This is a genomic window from Streptomyces sp. PA03-5A, from assembly GCF_033792725.1.
Lineage (GTDB): Bacteria > Actinomycetota > Actinomycetes > Streptomycetales > Streptomycetaceae > Actinacidiphila.
The window spans coordinates 279,841-299,634 of record NZ_JARAVL010000008.1; the positions used below are offsets into that span (position 1 = coordinate 279,841).

Here is a 19,794-nt window from a genome sequence, read left to right on the forward strand (position 1 = left end):
CGCGGGGCTACCACCAGATGACGACGTATCCGGGGCCGCCGTTCTCGCCGGTGGTGATGGGGCCGGCGGTGCGTGCGCCACCTGATCCGCCGATGCCCGCACCCTGGGGCGCCGGCTGGATGATGCCGTCCACCGCAGGACGGCCTCCCTGACCACCCGGCGCACCGATCGGACCAATCAGCGTGCCGTTTGCGCCGTTGTTGCCTTGGCGGACCGTGCCCTGGCCGGGGCAGGAGGCTGTGCCGCCGGCGCCACCGGCTGTAATTCCCCCGAGCGCGCCGCCACCGGTGGTTACGACCTCGCTGAGACCGTTGTCCACCGTGCTGGGTGTGCCGGGGAAGCCGCTTGCGGGCCCGCCCGCTCCTCCTGTGCCGACGTCTACCGCGACCGGTGTGCCCGGCTGGACGGTGAGGACGCACCAGGCGAAGCCCCCGGCGCCGCCACCGCCTCCGGTGCGGGCGAAATCGCCTCCTCCACCGCCCCCGCCGGCGCCCCATGCCTGCACGAAGACCGTGGTGACATCGGCGGGCGGCATGAATTGACCGTCGCTCTGGAAGTCCATCAGGCCGTGAGCCGGGGCGACACCGGGCAGGCCCTGGGGTCCGGCAGGTCCGGCAGGTCCGGCAGGTCCGGCGGGTCCGGCAGGTCCCTGCTGGCCGGTCTCGCCCGGAAGTCCCTGCGGCCCGGCGGGTCCAGCAGGGCCAGCAGGACCAGCAGGGCCGGGAGGCCCGGGCGGGCCGGGAGGTCCGGGAATGCCGGGGCGGCCCGGGTGACCATGGCCCGGGCGGCTGGGGCAGTAACCGGGGAAGTACGGGAAGAGGAAGCACGGGTCAGCGAGCCCGACTTGAGCGTCAGGCTTCACGGCGGCAGCCTCGCCACCATCGGCGTACGCGGCACCTGTCAGAGCACTGGACGCCAGGGCCACGCTCACGGCCCCCGCCCAAAACGCCCGAGGTATGGCTATTCGAGACAATACGTCACCTCCAGGAAGGGGCCCGCAGCGGGCGGCAGCCGCCGCTACTGGCAGAGAGGAGCGGTCATCAACAGCCGCGAGCCCAAAGAAAGAGTCGCTCTCCGTGTCGAGCTGCGCACACTGAGTGGCCGACCGGGTGAGTCCCGCGGGGCCACTGGCCTAGCTCGGCTTCCCGCATCGTTCGCATGACGGTCTGGCTATGCTAGGCGGACAGCGTCGCTGGTTATGGGCCGGACGGATCGTGATCGATCACTGGAGATCCGTCCCATGCCGGAGTTCGAGCTTCCCGAGGACATCACTTCCCTCGACGACGATGCGCTGGCAGCGGCCCTCGATGGGGCCCGCGGCGCTTTCGCGCAGCTGTCCGCCGCCGACAACGTCACCCCCGATGGCCTGGTCCGCATGCGCGAGCTGGCGGCCGGTGTCGAAGCCATCCGCACCGAGCAGGCCGCCCGGGTCACGGCCGCCGAAGAGGCCGCCGCGGAGATCGAGGCCCTGGCCGCGCAGGTCCGCGGCGACGAGGGCGGCGCGGAGACCGAGGTTGAGCCGGAGCCGGTGGTCGAGCCGGCCACCGCCGCCGCCGTGGAGCCTCCGGCGCCCGTGGAGCCGGAGCCGGTCCCGCAGGCGCAGACCGCGTCGATGGCGCGCCGCTCCCTGAACCTGTCGCACGTCCGGCAGCGTCAGCCCCGTGTCCTGCCGGAGCCCCCGGCCCCGACCACGTCCATCACCGCGGCGGTCGACGTCCCCGGCTACACCCCGGGCTCGGCTCTGGAGTTCGGCCAGATCACCGCCGGGATCATCTCCCGCGCGAACGCCCTCAAGACGGCGGGCGGCGGCGTCGGGCAGGTCATCTCCTACCGGCACCCGTACCCGCAGGAGCTGATCGTCACCGACTCCTCGTCGGCCCCGGAGGGCACCGAGGTTGCGATGCGCGCGGCCGACCAGCGGCGCCTGCCGCAGAGCAACCTTGTCGCGTCCGGCGGCTGGTGCGCCCCGTCGGAGACGCTGTACGAGATCACCGACGTGTCCTGCCCGGACATGCTGTGGGACCTGCCCGAGGTGCAGCTCGCCCGGGGTGGCCTGCGCTACTACAAGACCCCGTCGCTGGACGTGGGCGCGCTGACCTGGGTCCACACCGAGGCCGACGACATCTCCGGCGCCACCAAGCCCTGCTTCAAGGTGCCGTGCCCGGACCCGGTCGAGGTCCGCTGTGACGCGGTCGGTGTCTGCCTGGAGGCGGGCATCCTGACGCAGCGCCACTTCCCGGAGCTGGTCTCCTGGTACCTCCGCAACACGATGGTGGCCCACGAGATCCGCATCCGCTCCGAGCTGTGGACGCAGGCCATCGCCCTCGCCACGCCGGTCGCCATCCCCGCCACCTTCGGCGCCGTGTCGGCGATCTTCGCCGCGGTTGCGCTGCAGGCCGCCGACATGATCGAGCGCCACAGCTTCTGTGACTCGATCTCGCTGGAAGTCGTCTTCCCGTGGTGGTCGCGGAACCTGTTCCTCGCCGACATCGCCCGCCGTAACGGCGTCAGCATCGACGAGGTCTCCAACGCCGACGTGCAGGACGTGTTCAGCCCGCTCGGCGTCCGCATCCAGTGGGCCCGCAACCTGACCCCGGCCGTGCCGACCGACATCGGCGGCGCCACCCCCGCCACGGCCTGGCCGGACGAGGTCTCGTTCCTGATCTACCCGGCCGGCCAGCTCCAGCTGGGCCGCGGCGAAGAGGTCAACCTCGGCGTCATCCACGACAGCACGAAGTTCTCCACGAACGACTACACCGCGCTGTTCGCGGAGGAGTGCATCGCGCTCATCGACCGCTCCGTCGACACGCGGTACGTCACCGTCCCGGTCTGCCCCTCGGGCACCACCGGCGGCCAGCAGCTCCTGACCTGCCCCGCAGTCTGATCCCTGCCCGCCCCAGTCGTGCCGGGCCCGTCCGAGGCGCGGGCCCGGCACACCCCTATGAACACGGAGGCGAGCAGTGGCCGCAGGTCTGCGAAGGTACGTCGAGGCCATCCCCGGCACCGCGCTCCCGCACGGCATCCTCAACACGTGCACGGACGTCCGCGACGTCGACGACGTCCACGAGCTGCTGGGTGTCGAGTGGCTCGCGCTGGGCTGCTGCCCCGTCCAGGTGTGGCAAGACCCGTGCATCAACGATGACGAGTCCCCGGGCGCCCCGGCACAGAAGACGTTCTGCCGCCCCGAGCTGGAGCACGCCGAGCCCATCACGGTGTACGCCGGGTCGGAGTGCTCCACGATGGGCTGGACCTACGCCGAGGCCCGCGCCCACGCCGAGGCGTCGCTGGAGCTCGGCGAGCAGCAGGCCGTAGAGGCCGGGTTCTGGACGCAGCACCTCGCGACGACAGCCGTCGACCTCACCCCGGCCGAGGGTCCGGTGAATATCGCGCAGGGCGTCGCCGCCCTTGAGGGCTGCCTCGCCGAGTCGTACGGCGGCGTCGGCACCCTCCACGTCCCGGCCGGCGCGGCCGCCCTGCTGGGCTGCTGCAACCTCGTCCGCGAGGACCCCGCCAGCGGCTCCCTGCGGACCCTTGCCGGAAACTGCACGATCATCGGCGCCGGGTACTCGGCGATGAACACCGGCCCCGGCAACATCCCGGCCGACCCGGGCACCGCCTGGCTGTACATCACCGGTCCGGTCGTTGTCCGCCGGGGCCCGACCGTGACCGTGCCCGACCAGCCCGGCCAGTCCGTCAACATCCGCAACAACGACCGGCGCGTTCTGGTCGAGCGGACCTATGTCGTCGCCACGACCTGCGTCGTGTGCGCCATCTCGGTGGTGACTTGCCCGTGAGCAGCAGGAACCTCATCCACATTCAGCCGACCAGGGACCGCCGTGTCGGCTTCGCCCGCTGGGCCGTGGCGCAGCGCCCGAAGGTCGGCACCGTCGGCCCGCACACGTTCGCCGTCCCGGCCCGCCTCTTCCCCGACATCGCGGAGGAGCTGCTGATCGGCGCTGTCGTCGACGGACGGCCGTACGTGTCACCTGATGAGCCGCAGGCGGCAGCGGTCCCGGAGAGGGAGGGGATCCCCGGGGAACCGCTGCCGCCTGTCCCGGACTCGGCGTACCCGCCGGACGCGGTGCCGCTGCCGCCGCCGGACTTCGCGCCGCTGGAGGACGCCCCGGCCGACGACAGCGATCGAAGCGACGCAGGCACGGACGAAGGGCCCAACTCGGACGGCAGGTTCGCGTGTGGCGGCTGCCCGCGCGACTTCTCCACGAAGCGCGGGCGGGACCTCCACCAGCGCCAGGCACACCCGGAGGCGTAACCCATGCCCGTTGAGCCGGTCCCCTGTGCCCCTGGCGGGGACGTCACCCCGGTAGAGGTCACCACCTGCTGCGCGCCGTCGATCGCCTCGGCGGCGCTGTGCCGTGCGGACGGCTCGACGGTTCTCCTCGTCGTCCGGTCCGGCTGCGTCGAGTGCGGCGAGGCCGCGCCCGATCCTGAGGCCGTCGGCTGGATCGACGCCGCCACCGGCCTGTTCACCGCTGGGCCGCCGCCCGCTGATGCCGGTCCGTGCGAGTCCGGGTGCGCCGACATCGTGCCGCGCGACCTGTGCGACGACACCGACGGCGACGGCCAGGCCGACACCGAGTACAGCGAGCTGTGGTGCGTCCGCGCCGACGGCACAGCCGAACTGCTGCTCACGTACCAGGGCGACCCGTCCACGCCCTACGTGCCGATCTCGCCCGTGCCCTGCGCCGGCGAGTGCATCGACACCGTGTGCCGCCAGCGGTGCGACGACACCGACGGCGACGGCCAGGCCGACGCCACGTACAGCGAGCTGTGGTGCATCCACGAAGACGGCTCCGCCGAGCTCGTCCTCACCTACCAGGACGACCCGTCGGTGCCGTACGTGCCGACCGCGCCGGTCGACTGCACCTACGGGTGCCCCGAGTCGGAGACGGTGACGCTATGCGACGACACCGGCCCGTTCCTGCGCCGGTACAGCTTCCTCAACGGGACGGCGACGTACGAGGACGTCGCCCTCGACGGGCAGACCCCGCACGTCGTCATCGGCACCGCAGGGGTCTGCGCCGGAACCGCTGACCCGGGCACCAGCGACTGCGCGAGCCCCACGACCCCGGCGGCGACCCTCGGCCTGTGCCTCGCCGACGGCACCCCGATCGCCGTCCTCATCACCCGGGACTGCGACGGCGCCACCACCCAGGACGGCTGGCTCAACCTCACCACCGGCACGTACAGCGCGGGCGCCCCGCCCGTCGGCGCGCAGGCCTGCGGGGACTCCCGCGCGTTCGAGCTCGCCGGGCTGCTGTGCGACGTCGACCCGGGCACCGGCGACGTCCTCGGCCTGGTCCTCGTCGAGTACGAGTACAACCCGGACGGCTCCCTCGCCTCGGTGCGCCTGGTCGACCCCGCCACCGGCAACACCTACACCCTGCAAGGCGACCTGACGGCCTGCCCGGGCGGCGCCGCCGCGAACGCCGCCGACCAGGACCTGACGGTCCTGTGCGATGTCCAGCCCGACGGCTCCTCGGTGCCGTTCGTGCGGGACTTCCGGCGCGACCCCGCATCGGGCGCGGTCACCGGCCACACGGACTACGGCCTCGACGGCGCCCCGTACACCGTGACGGGCACGGTCGGCGTCTGCAGTCCGGCCGGCCCCGACGAGCAGTGCGTGCCGCTCACCCTCGGAGAGGTCTGCTACGTGCCCGCCGTGACCTCCGGCACCCTCGACATCGGCACCACCGCTGACGGGACATGGGAGCAGGCATCGCAGGCCGGCACCCCGCCGGTCGCCGACCCGAACGCCCTCACCTGGGGGCCCGCGGGACCGACCCCGTACAACGCCGGCTTCGGCCCGATCACCGGCCAGCAGCGCCCCGGGCTGATCACCAGCCTGTCAGGATCGGTCGCCGGCTGGCACTACCTCCGCAAGACGTTCACGACCTCGGCCATCGTGACGGAGATCAGCGTCTCGGCCCGCGCCGACGATGCCCCGCACCGCATCTGGCTGGATGGCGCCCTCCTCACGGACTACTCGGCCGTGCCGGGTTCGCCCGACATCAACGACCCCATCACCTACTGGTACGCGTGGGCGCCGGTCCGGACGTTCACCGTCGCGCTCCCGGCGGGCTCCCACACGCTGACCCTGGAGTACGACAACAACATCCCCACCGTGGCGTGGGGCGCCCTCGACGCCCGCCTCACGCTGGCTACCGCCGGGGTCAGCGCGCGGGCGCAGGTCGTCCAGGGCTGCGACGGCACCACGACCCTCGTCGACATCGAGACGGGACAGACCGTCCCGGACACGGCCGTGATCGTCACGTGCCCGTGCGGCTGCGCAGACGACGGCGGCAGCGGCACGTGCAGCAATGCCAGCACCCTCCTCCTGTGCGACCTGCCGGACGACGTCGACCCCGACGGCGAGCCGGCCGCCACGGACACGGCACAGCAGTTCATCGCCGACATCCCGAACGGGGACTTCATCGCCCGCCCGGGCGGAGGCGCGGCGCTGTGGTCCGGCGGCACCATCACGTTCGCCGCCGACGTGTCCACGAACCCCGGCACGATCACCCAGGTCCACCGGTACGTGGCGGCAACCCTCCAGGCGGACGCCCCGGCCTGCAACGCAGGCACCGCGCACCTGAGCCTGTCCGTCGACGTCGAGAACCTCGGCCCCGGCGTCGGCTGCTCCGGTGCCGGGCGGTTCCGCCTGTTCCACACGGACGGCTCGGTCCTCGCGGCCGGTACCGGCCTGATCAACACCCCGGTCGGGGTGCCGCAGACCCTCACCGTGGAGGCGGACGTGCCCGCCGCCGCCCTGGCGGCCGGGGACGTGGCGATCTGGCTGGACGTCGAGACCTTCCAGACCGCCACCTGCCCGCCCCCGGACGGCAAGCAGTGGGAAGCGCGGAACTTCACCGCGGCGTACGCGTACGACGTCGACGGCTGCGGGACGCAGTTCCTCCGCACGGTCACCACGGACTGCACGACCGGCGCCGTCACCGCGGTCACAGACACGGACCTCGCCGGCGCCCCGTACACCGTCACCGGCGAGGTCGGGCAGTGCGCGGCCACAGGCGGCGGCACGATCGTCCCCCAGATCTGCGCCCGCACCGAGGCCCTGACCTTGTGCGACACGGCCGCAGGCGGGACCGTGACGCCGTTCCTGCGGACCCTCACCTACGACTGTGACGGCGCCCTGACGTCGAGCGCGGACACCGCCCTGGACGGGGCCACGCCCTACACCCCGACAGGGACGGTCGGCGTCTGCCCGGCGTCGGTCGAAGAGCCCGGCGTGGACGTCGAGTTGCTGCCGATGTGCGTTGTCGACAACGCCAGCGGCGGGATCATCCAGCGCATCCTCGCCGAAGTCCGGTACGACACCGAGACCGGTGACCGGCTGTCGGTCAACTACGTCGACCCGATCACCTGGGGCCCCGTCGCCCTGCCCGGCGGCACCCACCTGGACGTGTGCCCCGAGGAGCAGCCGGAGCCCTCGCCGGACGTCGCGGTCATCCCGCTCTGCGACCTCGTCGACGGGGCCGAGCCGGTGCCGTTCCTGCGGCACTTGGTCTACCTGCCCGGCGCGGATACCCCCACCGTCCTGGACACCGGCCTGGACGGGGTCACGCCGTACGCGCCGGTCGGGCTTGTCGGCGTCTGCCCGCCCGGCGACGACGGCGAGGACTGCACCAACGGCACCACGGTCCTCCTGTGCGACCAGCCCGCCGGTGGGAGCGGGCCAGTCACCGCGGCGATCACGGACGCCACGTCCGCCGACGTCGGACAGACCCAGTTCACCAACCTCCCCGGCCCGTACACCGCGCTGTGGTCTGGTGGCTCGCTGGTCTATCCGGCTGGGACGGGCCCGAACCAGGAACACGCGCAGGCCACGGGCCGGATCACCGCCGTCGCCCCGGCCGGGTGCGAGACGTCCGGCGGCACCCTCACCGTCTCCGTCCGCGTCACGCAGAACGGGCCCGGTACCGGGCAAGCGTGGGATGGTGCGCTGCGGCTTTTCCGGGGGACGACGCTCCTGGACTTCGACGACGCCCTCACCTACGCGCCGCCCGGCTGGACGAAGACGCTCACCGTGTCCGCTCCGGTCACGGCCGCCGACCTCACCAGCGGCAACCTGTTCGTCGGCCTCCCCCTGGAGACCTTCCACGGCACCGCCAAGCAGTGGACCGCCGACCAGTTCTCCGCCACGGTCCAGCTCACGGACTGCGCGAGCAACGAGAGCATCCAGTTCCTCCGCACGATCGTCACGGACTGCGAGACCGGCGCGGTCGTCGCCACCAGCGACACCACCCTGGACGGCGACCCGTACACCGTCACCGGCGACGTCGGCCAGTGCGCGGCGGCCGGCGGCGACGAGGAGGAGTGCTGCGACACCGACAGCACCCTGACCCTGTGCGACGTCGCCGACGACGGCACGAGCACGCCGTTCCTGCGCCGCCTCACCTATACCCCCGGTATCGCTACGCCCACCGTCGCGGACTTCGCCCTCGACGGGACCACGCCGTACACCGTGGCGGGCACCGTCGGCGTCTGCTCCCCGGCCGCCGAGCCGTGCCGGAACTCCAGCTCGCTCCTGCTGTGTGACCTGCCCACCGACGGCGACCCTGCGCCGACCGTCACCGACACCCCCGGGGGGCCGTACTACCCGTACACCACGGGCGTGGCCATGCCCGGGGCTCAAACCCTTTGGGACGGCGGCACGCTCGTCTTCCCGGACGCGGCGGGTCCGCAGCCGGGCACTGGCGGAACCGTACGCACCGCCGCGGCGGTCATCCAGGCGCCGCGGCCGGTCTGTGACGCGGGCACCGCGCACGTGACGGTGCAGGTCGACGTCACCCAGCTCGGCCCCGATAACGGGTGCCGGAACAGTGGCTTCCTCGGCCTCTACAACGGCCCCGGCGACACGAACCGGGTAGCCCTGGCGCTCGCCCCACTCGACACGCCCGCCGGGTGGTCCGGAACGCTCACCGCCGAGGCCGACGTCCCCGCCGCCGATCTCGCCGCCGGGAACATCGTCGTCCTGGTCGCGTTCGACGCCTACGACGACAGCGGCGCCACCTGCCCGCCGCCGCGCCGCACCGCCTGGCAGCTCTCCGCGTTCACCGCCACCACGGCGTACGACCAGACCGGATGCGACACGCAGTTCCTCCGCACCGTCACCGTCGACTGCGAGACCGGCGCGGTCACCGCCGTCGCGGACACCACCCTCGACGGGCAGCCCTACACGCTCACCGGCGAGGCCGGACAGTGCACCCCGACCGGCAGCGGCGGCACGGTCGTCGAGCCGTGCGGGGACACCGAGGTCGTCCAGCTCTGTGATCTGACCTACGACCCTCAGGCCCCGATCCCGTCGCCCGAGCCGGAGTCCTGCTGCCAGCCGGCCCAGGTCTGCATCCAGCAGGACCCGACGCAGGAAGTCGAGTTCATCTCCAACGAGGGCCACCTGAACGACAACTCGGTGGACCCGGTGTGGAAGTGGACCACGGACCTGACGGCGGCCAATCCGCCCTGGTACGACATGTACGAGTACCAGTATTCGGGCGCGTGGTCGGTCGTGGACTCCGACACCGCCCGTCCGGCGTGGTGGGTGAGCCCGCACCCGAACGGCGCCTCCGCGCAGTCCAGCCCTGCCCAGCCGAACGAGGGGCCGTCGCTCCTCAACGCGCACTGGTTCCCCCGCGCGTTCTTCGACCTGCCGGACAACGCCGACCCGGCGACCATCCAGATCCAGGCCACGGTGTTCAACGCCGACCAGATCGGCCGCGCGTTCCGCCTCAACAACGGTGCCTGGCAGGCCCTGCCGGCGACGGCCACGCACAACGGGACGACGTACACCTTCGGCCCCGCCACCATCCCGGGCGCGCAGGCCGGCCGGAACTTCCTCTACCTCGACGTGGAGGAGACCGTCGGCGGCGGCTCCGGCCTGATGGTGCACCTCAAGGTCACGTACGAGGTCATCCCCGAGACCCGCTCCTGGACGCGGATGGTCTGCTGCGATGACTCGATCTACTACCTGGACGAGGACGGGCAGCGCCAGGACGCCGTCCCGGACGGCTGGCATGTGGCGCCATGCGCGGGCGCGGCAGGCAGCAGCACCACCGACTGCGCCAAGCAGGTGGTGGAACGGTGCGGCTGCGACGACACCGACGGCGACGGCATCGCGGACACCTCGTACACCGAGCTGTGGGCGGTCGACCCGTGCAACGGCGCGGCCCCGGAGCTGCTGGGCACGTACGAGGACGGCGACCTGGCGCAGCCGTACACCCCGGTCGCGCCGGTCGACTGCGAGGCGAGCGAGGCCCTGACCGGTGAGCCGCTGCTCCTGTGCGACACGGCCGGGCCGTTCCTGCGGCACATCCGGTACGCCGGCGACGGCACGCCTGTCAGCGTCCTCGACACGGTCCTGGACGGTGTCACGCCGTACACCCCGGTCGGCGCCGTCGGCTCCTGCGCGGGGGCGTCCGGCGCGGACGCTGCGGTGAACACCGGTCTGAACCGGCTCACCGTGGCTGGCACGTTCGACGTCAAGGCGACGGCCCCGGGCGTGCAGTCCGCGACGGTGACCGTGCTCGCTGGTACCGCCCAGGTGACCACGTCCTCCGGCACGGTCACCGTCCCGGCCGGGCTGTCGCTCACCTGGTCCGTTGCCGACACCGACGATTCCTCGCTCGCGGTGCTGTCGGTGACGGCCCCGGCGGGTGCGGACGTCGTCACGAACTACACGTACAAGGCCAGCGCCGCCGGCTGACCGGCCGCCTCACCGAAGGAGACGACGTGACGGACACCCAGCCGCCGCCGGTAGAGCGCTACTACCGCAACCCCGAGGGCGGGCTGACCCGGGTCGGGAACCTGGACGACGACCAGGTCCTGCTCGACCACGGCTACACGGAGCTGACCGCCGATGAGTACCAGGCCGCGTTGGACGCGGCCCCGCTGGTCAGCTTCGTCGAGACCCCGGAGGACTGAGCGGTGCCAGGCAAGTGCGGCAGCACCTACCGGATCGCGCCACGGCTCGACGCCGACCCGTGCAATCAGGCGGTCATGACGACGACCGGCCTCCTCGTCCCCCGGACGGAGGTGGCCGGCGTCGCCCCGGGCGCGGCCGTCGGCACCGGCCGGTCGGTCGACGTGGACGTGGCAGCCCCCGCGGCCGACGACTGCCCCGCCGCGTGGACGGTCGGGGCGCGGCTGACCCCGCTGTTCGGCGAGGTCGCCCCGAGCGCCCCGCTCGACCTCACGACGCTCGCCATCAACACCTGGGCGGACATCCCCGGCATGTCGTTCATCGCCCCGGAGGCGGGCGTCTACCGGGTCACGGCGGACGTGTCCGGCGGCATGACGGTCACCGCGCAGAACGCGTTCAACCGGCTCGTGCAGACCCGGCTGACGCGTAACGGTGCGGCAATCCTCACCACGACGCGGCACCTGGTCCAACTGAACTGGACGTTGTCCGGCGGGGCGTCGATGGCCTCGGGCCGGAACGGCTCCTGCTCGACGACGAAGCTGTTCACGCTCGCGGCCGGGGACGACGTCCGGGTCCAGTCCAGCTACCAGGGCGCCACCGGCACCCCGAACACGATGGCGGCCGGGGCGACCGGCGGCTCCGTGATCGCCTGGACGAAGGTGGCCGACTGATGGCGGGCGGCTGCTGCGGGGGAGGGGGAGGCGGCAGCCTCGTCCCGTCCGTGGACCCGGCCGCGTGCAACGGGCTGCGCCGGACCGCGTCTGGGCTCCTGGTGCCGCGCACCGTCGTGAGCGGCGTGCCGAGTACCCCGCTGACGCCGACTGGGCCGCAGCGGTCCGTCAGCATCGACGTGCAGGCGCCGGCCTCGGGGGATTGCCCGGAGCAGTGGCGGGTCGGGGCACGGCTGGCCGCCCAGTTCGTCACCGACGTCGTGTCGTCGACCGACCTGCTCCCCCTCGCGGACAACACGTACGGGCCGGTGACCGCGTCGGCGCTGCTGCTCCCGGCGGCCGGGGTGTGGGACGTGACGATGGTCGCCCGTGGCGTTCTGTCTTTCACGGGGATCGCGGGGACGTTCATCGTGGCGCGGATCTGGAACGTCACCGCCGGGGCGATCGTGCCCTCGACGGAGCTGTTCGTGACGCAGGTCCGGCAGAACACGGCCGGAGCAGGCCAGACCACCGGCGACAACGACACCTCAACGATCAAGACGTACTTGGCCGTGGCCGTGCCGACCACGCTCCGGATGGAGGCAAAGACGGTGCTCCAGCTCGGCACCCAGCCCACGCAGGCGGGCATCGTGTCCGACGCCAACGGGCGCAGCGGCCTGTATGCCCACAAGGTGCGCGACTGATGGCCGGGTCCTGCGGCTGCTCCGGCCGCCTCACGACGGCCGTTAGCGACGACCCGTGCAACGCCCTCGTCCGGTCCGCCTCCGGCCTCCTCGTCCCCGCGACGGCGCTCGAGGTGGGCCCGGGCCTCACTGTGGATGCGCCCGCGGCCGGTGACTGCCCGCAGACCTGGACGGTCAACGTCGACAGCTCATGGGCACAGGGCCCGTGGGCCGGCGTAGGGACCCACGACCTCGACGGCGCCGACCGGGTCTACGAGGAGATCACTGAGGTCGCCCCGATGGTGATCCCGCGCTCGGGGATCTGGGAGGTCAATTACGTCGTACGTGGGGGCGTGCAACTGCCCGCCAACGCCGTCGCCAGCGAATTTGTGGTCGCCGCCTTGTTCGAGAACGGCAGCGTCATCGTCGGCCAGGAGGTGATGGTCGTGGGCCTGTCGCGCGGCCAGGCCACCGGCGCGACCGCGGGCGCTCAGGGCACCGGCACCGGAGCGTTCCTGCGCGCCTTCACCGCAGGAGACCAGATCGCCCTGCACGCCTACCGGATCGGACAGCTCGGCGTCGCCCAGGTCGTCAGCAACGCCGACGGCCGCACCCGGCTGATGGCCCACTGGATCGGCCCAGAAGGAGACACCCCCGCATGAGCGGAACCGGCGCGAGCCTGCGCTACGTCGAGCACGGCTCGGCGACCCTGGCCACCATCCTCAACCTGGTGCCTACTCCGTCGGCATCGTGGAACGACACCGCGCTGTCGGTGACGCTGCCCAGCGCTGGCACCTACCAGCTCGACGCCTCGGTCCGCTGCGGCCTCCTGGTGGGGTCACCGTCCGAGGCGTTCATCAGGGCCCGCCTGTTCGACGTCACCGCCGGCGTGGTGTTGCCGGACAGCACGGTCATGGTGCTGCAGCTCAGCCCGCCGGACTCCGCGGCCAACGGCAACAGCCGCGGGAACGCCACCGCCCCGATCCAGGTCGAATACACCGTCACACAGCCGACCGTGATCCGCCTGCAAGGGTCCCGGACCCTGACCAACGGCACGGCCGCCAACGCGACCATCGCCTCCAACGCCGACGGCCTCACCACCCTCCGCTACCGGCGGATCGCCTAACCCCGAGGAGTCCCCATGTCCGGAACCAGCGGATCCGTCGCAGCCGCGACCAGCGATGCCGAGTACGAGGTGCTGTGCGACGACGTCGGCCAGTTCCTCCGCCGCTACACCACGGCGGGCGGAGTGGTCGGCACCGTCGACACCACGCTCGACGGCACCACGCCCTACGTCCCGACGGGCACGATCGGCGCGTGCGAGCCGGACCCTGCCCCGCCGAACCCGCTGATCGACTCCACGATCCAGCGGCAGACCGGCGCGGGCACCGTCACCATCGCCGCCGGCGCCCGCTCGGTGACCCTCCTCGTCTACGCCGGGGCCCCGACGGTGAGCATCGGTGGCGGGACGGCCGTCGCGGTCCCCCAGGGCACGACGCTGACATGGAGCGTCGACAACGGCGGCGACACCGGCGAGCAGCTCCAGGACGCGTTCGTGTTCACCGGCATCGCCGGGCAGGACTTCCTGGTGACGTCCACCCGCGAGGTGTAGCCGTGACGGGCACCGGGGCGGCCTACGCCCGCCCCTCCGAGACCGGGCTAGCCGTCCTCGCGGGGAACCTGAACTTGCAGCCGACGGCGTCCGGCACGTGGACGAACACCGTGCTGGAGGTCGACCTACCGTCGGCGGGCACGTACAACCTGGACGCCGTCGTACGCGGCAACCTGTCCGGGGTCACGCCGGTCAACACGTGGATCACGGCACGCCTGTTCGACGTCACCGCCGGGGCGGTCGTGCCCAACACGGAGACGATGGTCTATCAGGTCGGCGTGACCGTCTCGGCCCCCTCGTCGATCACCGACGGCGGGAACCAGGGCGGCGTGATCGCCACCCGCTACGTGACGACCGGCCCGCGCACGATCCGCCTCCAGGCGCAGCGCACCAATAGCGTCGGCGCCTCCACGGTGGCCGCCATTCACAGCGACGGGACCGGCCGCACGACGCTCCGATACGCGCGGGTCGCATGACGACGCACGGCTACTACAGCCCGCCTGGCGGGCGCGTGGAGCGCGCCACCGGGACCACCGACGCGAACGGGAACGTCACCTTCACCTGGCCGGCTGGGGCGTTCGCCGTGGCCCCGGTCGTCACCCTGGGCATGGAGGGCACCGCCGGCTTCCGGTCCGCCCGCATCACCGCGAACTCGGCGGCGTCGACTACGGTTCACGTCCTCCAGGCCGCCGGGGTCACCCTGCTCGGCATCGGCGTCCTCGCGGCCGGGGTCAACGCCCCGGGCGTGGTCGTGCACGCGCACGCGGCGGCTCCGTAGGGGGTGTGTCGGCGAGGTCTACGCCGCTGACTGCTTCTTGCGCTTATCGAGCTTGATGCGCAGCTCAGCGGCAAGTGCGATCGCGCAGAAGAACATCGCTACGACAAAGGTGGCGGGAAGGTGGGGCCCGTCACCGATGGTGCTGAGGCAAGCGAAACCGAGCATGCCCGAGGTGTCCCGGACCACAGCTGTCCACTGACGCTGGAGGGAGTGACGGACGGCCGACACGAGACTGACGATGGCGAGAAGGGCGTAGAAGACCGAACCGGTCCAATGACCAAGCACCGGCAGATGATGGCACGGCGTACTGATCATGGCCAGAGGTGGCGGGGGACGCCCGCGCACGCGCACGCGACGGCCCCGTAACCGAGGGCCGCACAGCTAGACTCATCGGGACGCCGCTGGTTCTGGGCCGGGCTGACCAACACTCGTTGGAGGGCCCCATGACCTGCCCACTGATCGCCAACCTCGACACGGTCCGGGTCACGCGCCTTGACCAGTGTGGCCGCCCCGTCTGTGGCGAGGACAACGGCTTCGTCTTTGACTGCCTGGCGAGCATCGCGATGAACCCGAACATCGAGGACGGCGAGGACGTCACGTACAAGGCGGCGAATGGCCGCCAGTGTGGATTCAAGCGCGGCTGCCCGACCTTCAACGGCTACGACGTCGAGGTCAACTTCTTCTCCGTCTCGCCGGAGTTCATCGAGATCACGACCGGAAACCCGGTGGTGTTCGGGTACGACGGCGCTCCGATCGGCTACGACGACTGCTCGCTCCAGTGCCGCAGCGGCTTCGCCCTGGAGGGCTGGGCCGAGGTGCTCGGCGAGGACGTCTGTGACACCGCCGGCGGCGGCGACGGCGCGTGGATCTACTTCCTCCTGCCGTGGGTGACCAATGGCCTCCTCGGCGACATGGAGATCGGCGCCGAGGCCGTCACGCTCCAGCTCACCGGCGCCACCCGCGCCGGCGGCGGCTGGGGCACCGGCCCCTACGACGTGCTCGCCGCGGACGCGGCCGGCACCCCGGGGCCGCTCCTCACCCCGCTCTCGGCGAGCTGCCACCGCAGGACGTTTGTGACGTCAATCGCCCCGCCGGAGCCGGTGTGCGAGTACACCCCGGTCACGGGTGGCCTCTGCCTGGCGAGCTGATGGAACCGCTCGACCTGGTCGTGCCGGTGCGGGAGGACCACGCCGCCCATCAACTCAGGTACGCCCTGAGGAGCTGGGCGGCGAACCTCCCGCACCGCACGGTGTGGCTCGTCGGGTACCGGCCGCCGTGGGTGGGCGGCGTCCGGCACATCCCGACGCGCCAGGCCGGCACGAAGTACCAGAACACGACCCGGGCCGTGCGCGCCGCGTGCGAACACCCGGAGGTCTCGGAGACCTTCCTCCTCTGCAATGACGACTTCTTCGTCATGACCCCGGTCGAGGAGGTGCCCGTCATGCACCGCGGCCCGGTCCGCGAGGTAGAGGCGTACTACGCCACGCGCGGCAACGGCTCATATCTGCGGGGGCTGCGCGAGACCCGCGACCTCCTGGTCGACCTGGGCCACGAGGACCCGGTGTCCTACGAGCTCCACGTCCCGCTGCCGGTCGACAAGGAGGGCATGGTGGCGGCCCTGAGCGCGGGCCGGCACCTGGACGTCGTCCACAAGCGCACGCTCTACGGCAACCTGGCCGGCATCGGGGGAGAGCGGATCGAGGACGTCAAGGTCATGCACCGCGGGCCCCGGTTCACCGCGTCCACCCCGTACCTGTCGACGATGCCGGACTCCTTCGGTAGCGGCGTCGTGGGGCAGGTCATCCGCCGCACGTTCCACCAGCCGTGCCGGTACGAGAGGCTGGGGGCCCGCTGATGCCGCTCCAGACCGGACCCTGTCAGGCCTGGCCCGTAGACCTGTGCTGCGAGGTCCCCGAAGGTGAGGACGGGGAGGAGGCCGTCGCCCGCTGGTCCCTGGTGGCCTCACAACTCCTGTGGGCACTGTCCGGGCGCAGGCTCGGCCCCACCTGCCCCATGGCCGTACGGCCCTGCCGGCGGGCGTGCCTGGAGTCCGCCCCCATCTCGTTCCAGGCCGGCGTGGGCACCGGCCCGTGGGTGCCGTACATCGGCACCGACGGACAGTGGCGCAACGCTTCCGTATGCGGCTGCCGCTCGGACTGCGGGTGCGGTGAGCTGTGCGAGGTGTACCTCCCCGGCCCTGTCTACGACGTGACGGAGGTCGACGTGGACGGCACCGTCCTGGTCCCGGAGGCCTACCGCGTGGACGCCGCCGGCCGCCTCGTCCGCACCGACGGGGAGTGCTGGCCCACCTGCCAGGACCTTGCCGAACCTCCGGGCACGCCGGGCACCTTCACCGTCACCTACCGCCTCGGGCTGCCGCTGGACGCCGCGGCGATCGCCGCCGTGTCGGAGCTGACGTGCCACCTCCTCAAGGGCTGCGGCGGCGCCGGCTCCTGCGGCTGCAAGGCCAACCGCAACGTCACCCGGCTCCAGCGCCAGGGCGTCGACATCGAGTTCGACCCCACCCTCATCTACAGCGAGGGCCGCACCGGGCTCCCCACCGTCGACCTGTGGCTCTCCACGGTCAACCCGTACCGGATGACCAGCCCATCCCGGGTCTACTCACCGGACTACAAGCGCCCAAGGACGACGACATGGCCCTGAGCCCGCTCGCGGTCCACGACCTCGCGGAGTCCGTCCTCGCCTGCGTGTGCGCCGCCCTGGAGGCCACGGCCGCCGAGATCGACGGGCAGCCCGGCTGCCCGTGCCGGGCGTGCGTGGTCCCGGGCGCCGCCGCCTGGGACAGCTGCGACGACCCGTGCGGCCAGGAGCAGGGCGCCGGCGGACAGCTCACCGTCAACGTCGCCCGCATCTACCCGTCGACCACCTTCCCCACCGAGGACCGCGACGTCCGCGGCATCCGCGGCTGCACCCCGCCCCCGATCACCGCCGTGGACCTGGTCATCACCCTCCTGCGGTGCGCCCCCGGCCCGGACGAGGGCGGGTGCCCGCCCACGTGCGAGGACCTGGCCGCGACGGCGCGCATCCTCCACGTGGACCAGGTGAGCGTCTACAACGCCCTGCTGTGCTGCCTGCCCGGCACGGACCCCACCCGCCGGCGCGGCCGGAAGTACGTCCTCGGCCCCTCCCGTACCGTCGGCCCGGAAGGCGGTTGCGTAGGGATCGAGCAGCGCGTCACCGTGGCCCTGTCGGGCTGCAAGTGCCCGGCCGAGGGGGAGTCGTGACCCTCCTCGACCTGGTCGACCAGCTCCGCCGGCTCGCCGAGGAGCACGGCGACCTGGAGGTGCGGGCGTACGACTATGCCGAGATCACGCCGGACGAGGTCCGGGCCGTGGAAGTGGAGAGGGAGCAGCAGGGCGCCGCGTACGTCCTGCTGCGCCCGTAGGGAGGCGAGCATGGGTGTGGAGGTACGGATCGATCAGGGCCGCCTCGCGCGGCTCCTGCGGGCCCGTGGCGGGATCGCCGAGCGCAAGCTGAGCCAGCGCACCCGCCGGGTTGCCAGCATCGCGGAGCGCGAGGCCCCGGGCGGCATGGGCGACTACGTGGACTGGCACATCGAGGAGGGGCCGCGCGGCCTGCAAGGGGTCGTCACCTGTGATCACCCCGCGGTGCGCTTCGTGTTGGACGGGACGAGGCCCCACCTGATCCGTCCGCGACGGGCGAAGGCCCTGAAATTCGAGGTCGGCGGGCGCACGGTGTACGCCAAGCTCGTCCGGCACCCTGGCAGCCGGGCCAACAACTTCATGCACCGGGCCCTGGAACAGGGCCGCTAACCCGGCGGTCAGAACAGCAGGGCAGCGACGTCCGCCGGCACCTGCCCGGTCGCGTCGGCGCCCAACTCCAACTGATGGGCGCCGGTCGGCAGGTCGACCACGGCGAGGGAGTCGGCGCAGGACACCAGGGCGCCCTGGTACTCCGCCCGCATCCCGGGCTCGTCGTGCCGCCACAAGCGACCCTTCCCCAGCGCTCCCGCGACGGGCCCGGCCGCGATAGGCCGGCCACACGTGGGGCAGTTCACGCGAGGTAGCTTCATGCCCCCAGTGTCGCGAGGACGGCCCCGCCCGGCGAGCGAAATGGAAGGCTTTGCCCGACTGTGCTAGGCGCCGGTGACGCGTAGCGGGAAGGTCAGTCCAGCACAAGACGCGCCACGCGGAGGAACTCCTTGTAAGCGACATCGCCCTCATTGAGCACGTCCAAAAAATCCGGCTCATTGGTCACGCTGATTACGAGGCGGGACCAATGGATGGAACCCTCATCGCCGAGTTCCCGCATTGTCAGGCGTAGTTCTTCTAGTGGCTCGCGCAATGGGTTGTCTGGCGCGGGCCGGACCCAATCTGAGCGTTGCTCAGGAGTGGCTTCCCTGATTGCCCCCCTCAAGTCGGTAAGTTGTATGAAGGATTTCAGCGCCGGCCCGTCCTGGGTATTGGCATCCGCCTCAATCTGCAATTTCTCATGCATGAACCGTACGGCGCGCTCATAGTGGCTCCTCTGCGCGGCTGCGTCTGTGAACGCCTCCAGCGCCGTCCCGTAGCGTTTTGCTGCCTCGGCTGCCGAGTCGGGTCCCTCAAGTTGGACGATGTTGATCGCGTGGATCACAGGGTGCATCTGCATTAGAAGTTCACGCTCTGATGTGATCTCGACAGTCGGGTCTGGAATCCATTTCCCACCGAGGAAATGACCGCCGAGTTCGATCACGCCTTGGCCTGCCAATAGCAAGGAGGCGTATGCCTCGCGACGCACCTCGCGCCGCCATTGTGAATGGGCTGCCGTGCCTTGCTGTTGCGCTGCGTCGACGGCGGCTCGGTAGGTGTCCTGTCCTGCTCGGATGGCTGCGCGCACCTGCCATCGGCCGACGAGGAGCGTGATCGGGACGGTGGCGGCCGCGACCGCGGCGGCCGCGATGGCGCCAACCCCCTGCATGTCCATGGCCAGATGATCCCGCGGCGGGGCGGCGGGTGCCGCCCGCTTGCGGGAACTGGCGGGCGGCGGCCCCGCTTACTGATCGTTTCAGAATGAAGGTCGGAGTCGTCGGAGGCAGATGATGCTGCAGGCGAGTTCCAGGAGGCCCTGGTGGAGGTCGGCGCGGCGTTCGTAGC

General features: G+C 71.8%; 23 protein-coding genes. 18 read left to right on the forward strand and 5 right to left on the reverse strand.

The window, feature by feature from the left end; translation table 11 throughout:
* Positions 1 to 7: 7 nt before the first annotated feature.
* Both PV410_RS12825 and PV410_RS12830 read right to left on the reverse strand, forming a co-directional pair.
* Entirely contained in the window at positions 8 to 535 is a 528-nt protein-coding gene (locus tag PV410_RS12825) for a glycine-rich domain-containing protein (protein ID WP_500324214.1), read from the reverse strand.
* Positions 536 to 561: 26 nt separating this feature from the next.
* Positions 562 to 777, reverse strand: a complete 216-nt coding sequence (locus PV410_RS12830; RefSeq protein ID WP_500324215.1) for a hypothetical protein — start codon at positions 775 to 777, stop codon at positions 562 to 564.
* 463 nt (positions 778 to 1,240) lie between these two features.
* Here PV410_RS12830 and PV410_RS12835 point away from each other — a divergent pair, with 463 nt between their 5' ends.
* From PV410_RS12835 to PV410_RS12890, 12 genes are all read left to right on the forward strand, one after another.
* Positions 1,241 to 2,884 (forward strand): major capsid protein, encoded by a 1,644-nt coding sequence (locus PV410_RS12835; RefSeq protein WP_500324216.1) that lies wholly within the window; start codon positions 1,241 to 1,243, stop codon positions 2,882 to 2,884.
* A gap of 76 nt (positions 2,885 to 2,960) precedes the next feature.
* Positions 2,961 to 3,794 carry a cupin gene (locus PV410_RS12840; protein ID WP_500324217.1) on the forward strand — a complete coding sequence of 278 codons (834 nt, stop codon included), beginning with the start codon at positions 2,961 to 2,963 and terminating at the stop codon, positions 3,792 to 3,794.
* Positions 3,791 to 4,270 (forward strand): hypothetical protein, encoded by a 480-nt coding sequence (locus PV410_RS12845; protein ID WP_500324218.1) that lies wholly within the window; start codon positions 3,791 to 3,793, stop codon positions 4,268 to 4,270. Before PV410_RS12840 ends, PV410_RS12845 begins: the two co-directional genes overlap by 4 nt.
* 3 nt (positions 4,271 to 4,273) lie before the next feature.
* Positions 4,274 to 10,738, forward strand: coding sequence for a hypothetical protein (locus PV410_RS12850; RefSeq protein ID WP_500324219.1), 6,465 nt, complete (start codon positions 4,274 to 4,276; stop codon positions 10,736 to 10,738).
* A 26-nt stretch (positions 10,739 to 10,764) separates the two neighbouring features.
* Positions 10,765 to 10,956, forward strand: a complete 192-nt coding sequence (locus PV410_RS12855; protein WP_500324220.1) for a hypothetical protein — start codon at positions 10,765 to 10,767, stop codon at positions 10,954 to 10,956.
* 3 nt (positions 10,957 to 10,959) lie between these two features.
* Positions 10,960 to 11,625 (forward strand): hypothetical protein, encoded by a 666-nt coding sequence (locus PV410_RS12860; protein WP_500324221.1) that lies wholly within the window; start codon positions 10,960 to 10,962, stop codon positions 11,623 to 11,625.
* Positions 11,625 to 12,308, forward strand: a complete 684-nt coding sequence (locus PV410_RS12865; RefSeq protein ID WP_500324222.1) for a hypothetical protein — start codon at positions 11,625 to 11,627, stop codon at positions 12,306 to 12,308. Before PV410_RS12860 ends, PV410_RS12865 begins: the two co-directional genes overlap by 1 nt.
* Positions 12,308 to 12,949: a hypothetical protein gene (locus tag PV410_RS12870; protein WP_500324223.1), complete on the forward strand. Its 642-nt coding sequence runs from the start codon at positions 12,308 to 12,310 to the stop codon at positions 12,947 to 12,949. Before PV410_RS12865 ends, PV410_RS12870 begins: the two co-directional genes overlap by 1 nt.
* Complete coding sequence (locus PV410_RS12875) at positions 12,946 to 13,413, forward strand: hypothetical protein (protein ID WP_500324224.1); 468 nt, start codon at positions 12,946 to 12,948, stop codon at positions 13,411 to 13,413. The genes PV410_RS12870 and PV410_RS12875 overlap by 4 nt, the downstream gene beginning before the upstream one ends.
* A 15-nt stretch (positions 13,414 to 13,428) precedes the next feature.
* A complete protein-coding gene (locus PV410_RS12880) occupies positions 13,429 to 13,899 on the forward strand; it encodes a hypothetical protein (RefSeq protein ID WP_500324225.1) in 471 nt (156 codons plus the stop codon).
* Positions 13,900 to 13,901: 2 nt separating this feature from the next.
* Entirely contained in the window at positions 13,902 to 14,375 is a 474-nt protein-coding gene (locus tag PV410_RS12885) for a hypothetical protein (RefSeq protein WP_500324226.1), read from the forward strand.
* Complete coding sequence (locus PV410_RS12890) at positions 14,372 to 14,677, forward strand: hypothetical protein (protein ID WP_500324227.1); 306 nt, start codon at positions 14,372 to 14,374, stop codon at positions 14,675 to 14,677. The genes PV410_RS12885 and PV410_RS12890 overlap by 4 nt, the downstream gene beginning before the upstream one ends.
* An 18-nt stretch (positions 14,678 to 14,695) precedes the next feature.
* On the opposite strand, the gene PV410_RS12895 is transcribed toward PV410_RS12890, so the two are convergent.
* On the reverse strand, positions 14,696 to 14,992 hold the full coding sequence (locus PV410_RS12895; RefSeq protein ID WP_500324228.1) for a hypothetical protein: 297 nt from the start codon (positions 14,990 to 14,992) through the stop codon (positions 14,696 to 14,698).
* Positions 14,993 to 15,120: 128 nt separating this feature from the next.
* On the opposite strand from PV410_RS12895, the gene PV410_RS12900 reads away from it, so the two are divergent.
* From PV410_RS12900 to PV410_RS12925, 6 genes are read left to right on the forward strand one after another with little or no spacing between them, the layout of a single operon-like run.
* Positions 15,121 to 15,825: a hypothetical protein gene (locus tag PV410_RS12900; RefSeq protein WP_500324229.1), complete on the forward strand. Its 705-nt coding sequence runs from the start codon at positions 15,121 to 15,123 to the stop codon at positions 15,823 to 15,825.
* Complete coding sequence (locus PV410_RS12905) at positions 15,825 to 16,532, forward strand: hypothetical protein (RefSeq protein ID WP_500324230.1); 708 nt, start codon at positions 15,825 to 15,827, stop codon at positions 16,530 to 16,532. The genes PV410_RS12900 and PV410_RS12905 overlap by 1 nt, the downstream gene beginning before the upstream one ends.
* On the forward strand, positions 16,532 to 17,341 hold the full coding sequence (locus PV410_RS12910) for a hypothetical protein (protein WP_500324231.1): 810 nt from the start codon (positions 16,532 to 16,534) through the stop codon (positions 17,339 to 17,341). Before PV410_RS12905 ends, PV410_RS12910 begins: the two co-directional genes overlap by 1 nt.
* Positions 17,332 to 17,922 carry a hypothetical protein gene (locus PV410_RS12915; protein ID WP_500324232.1) on the forward strand — a complete coding sequence of 197 codons (591 nt, stop codon included), beginning with the start codon at positions 17,332 to 17,334 and terminating at the stop codon, positions 17,920 to 17,922. The genes PV410_RS12910 and PV410_RS12915 overlap by 10 nt, the downstream gene beginning before the upstream one ends.
* A complete protein-coding gene (locus tag PV410_RS12920; protein ID WP_500324233.1) occupies positions 17,919 to 18,083 on the forward strand; it encodes a hypothetical protein in 165 nt (54 codons plus the stop codon). Before PV410_RS12915 ends, PV410_RS12920 begins: the two co-directional genes overlap by 4 nt.
* Before the next feature lie 10 nt (positions 18,084 to 18,093).
* Positions 18,094 to 18,471: a hypothetical protein gene (locus PV410_RS12925; protein ID WP_500324234.1), complete on the forward strand. Its 378-nt coding sequence runs from the start codon at positions 18,094 to 18,096 to the stop codon at positions 18,469 to 18,471.
* 8 nt (positions 18,472 to 18,479) lie between these two features.
* Here PV410_RS12925 and PV410_RS12930 read toward each other — a convergent pair whose 3' ends face one another.
* Together PV410_RS12930 and PV410_RS12935 are read right to left on the reverse strand one after the other, a co-directional pair.
* The gene (locus tag PV410_RS12930) at positions 18,480 to 18,647 is read right to left on the reverse strand and encodes a hypothetical protein (RefSeq protein ID WP_500324235.1); all 168 of its coding nucleotides are present in this window, start codon (positions 18,645 to 18,647) and stop codon (positions 18,480 to 18,482) included.
* 176 nt (positions 18,648 to 18,823) lie between these two features.
* Complete coding sequence (locus PV410_RS12935) at positions 18,824 to 19,624, reverse strand: hypothetical protein (protein WP_500324236.1); 801 nt, start codon at positions 19,622 to 19,624, stop codon at positions 18,824 to 18,826.
* Between the last annotated feature and the right edge of the window lie 170 nt (positions 19,625 to 19,794).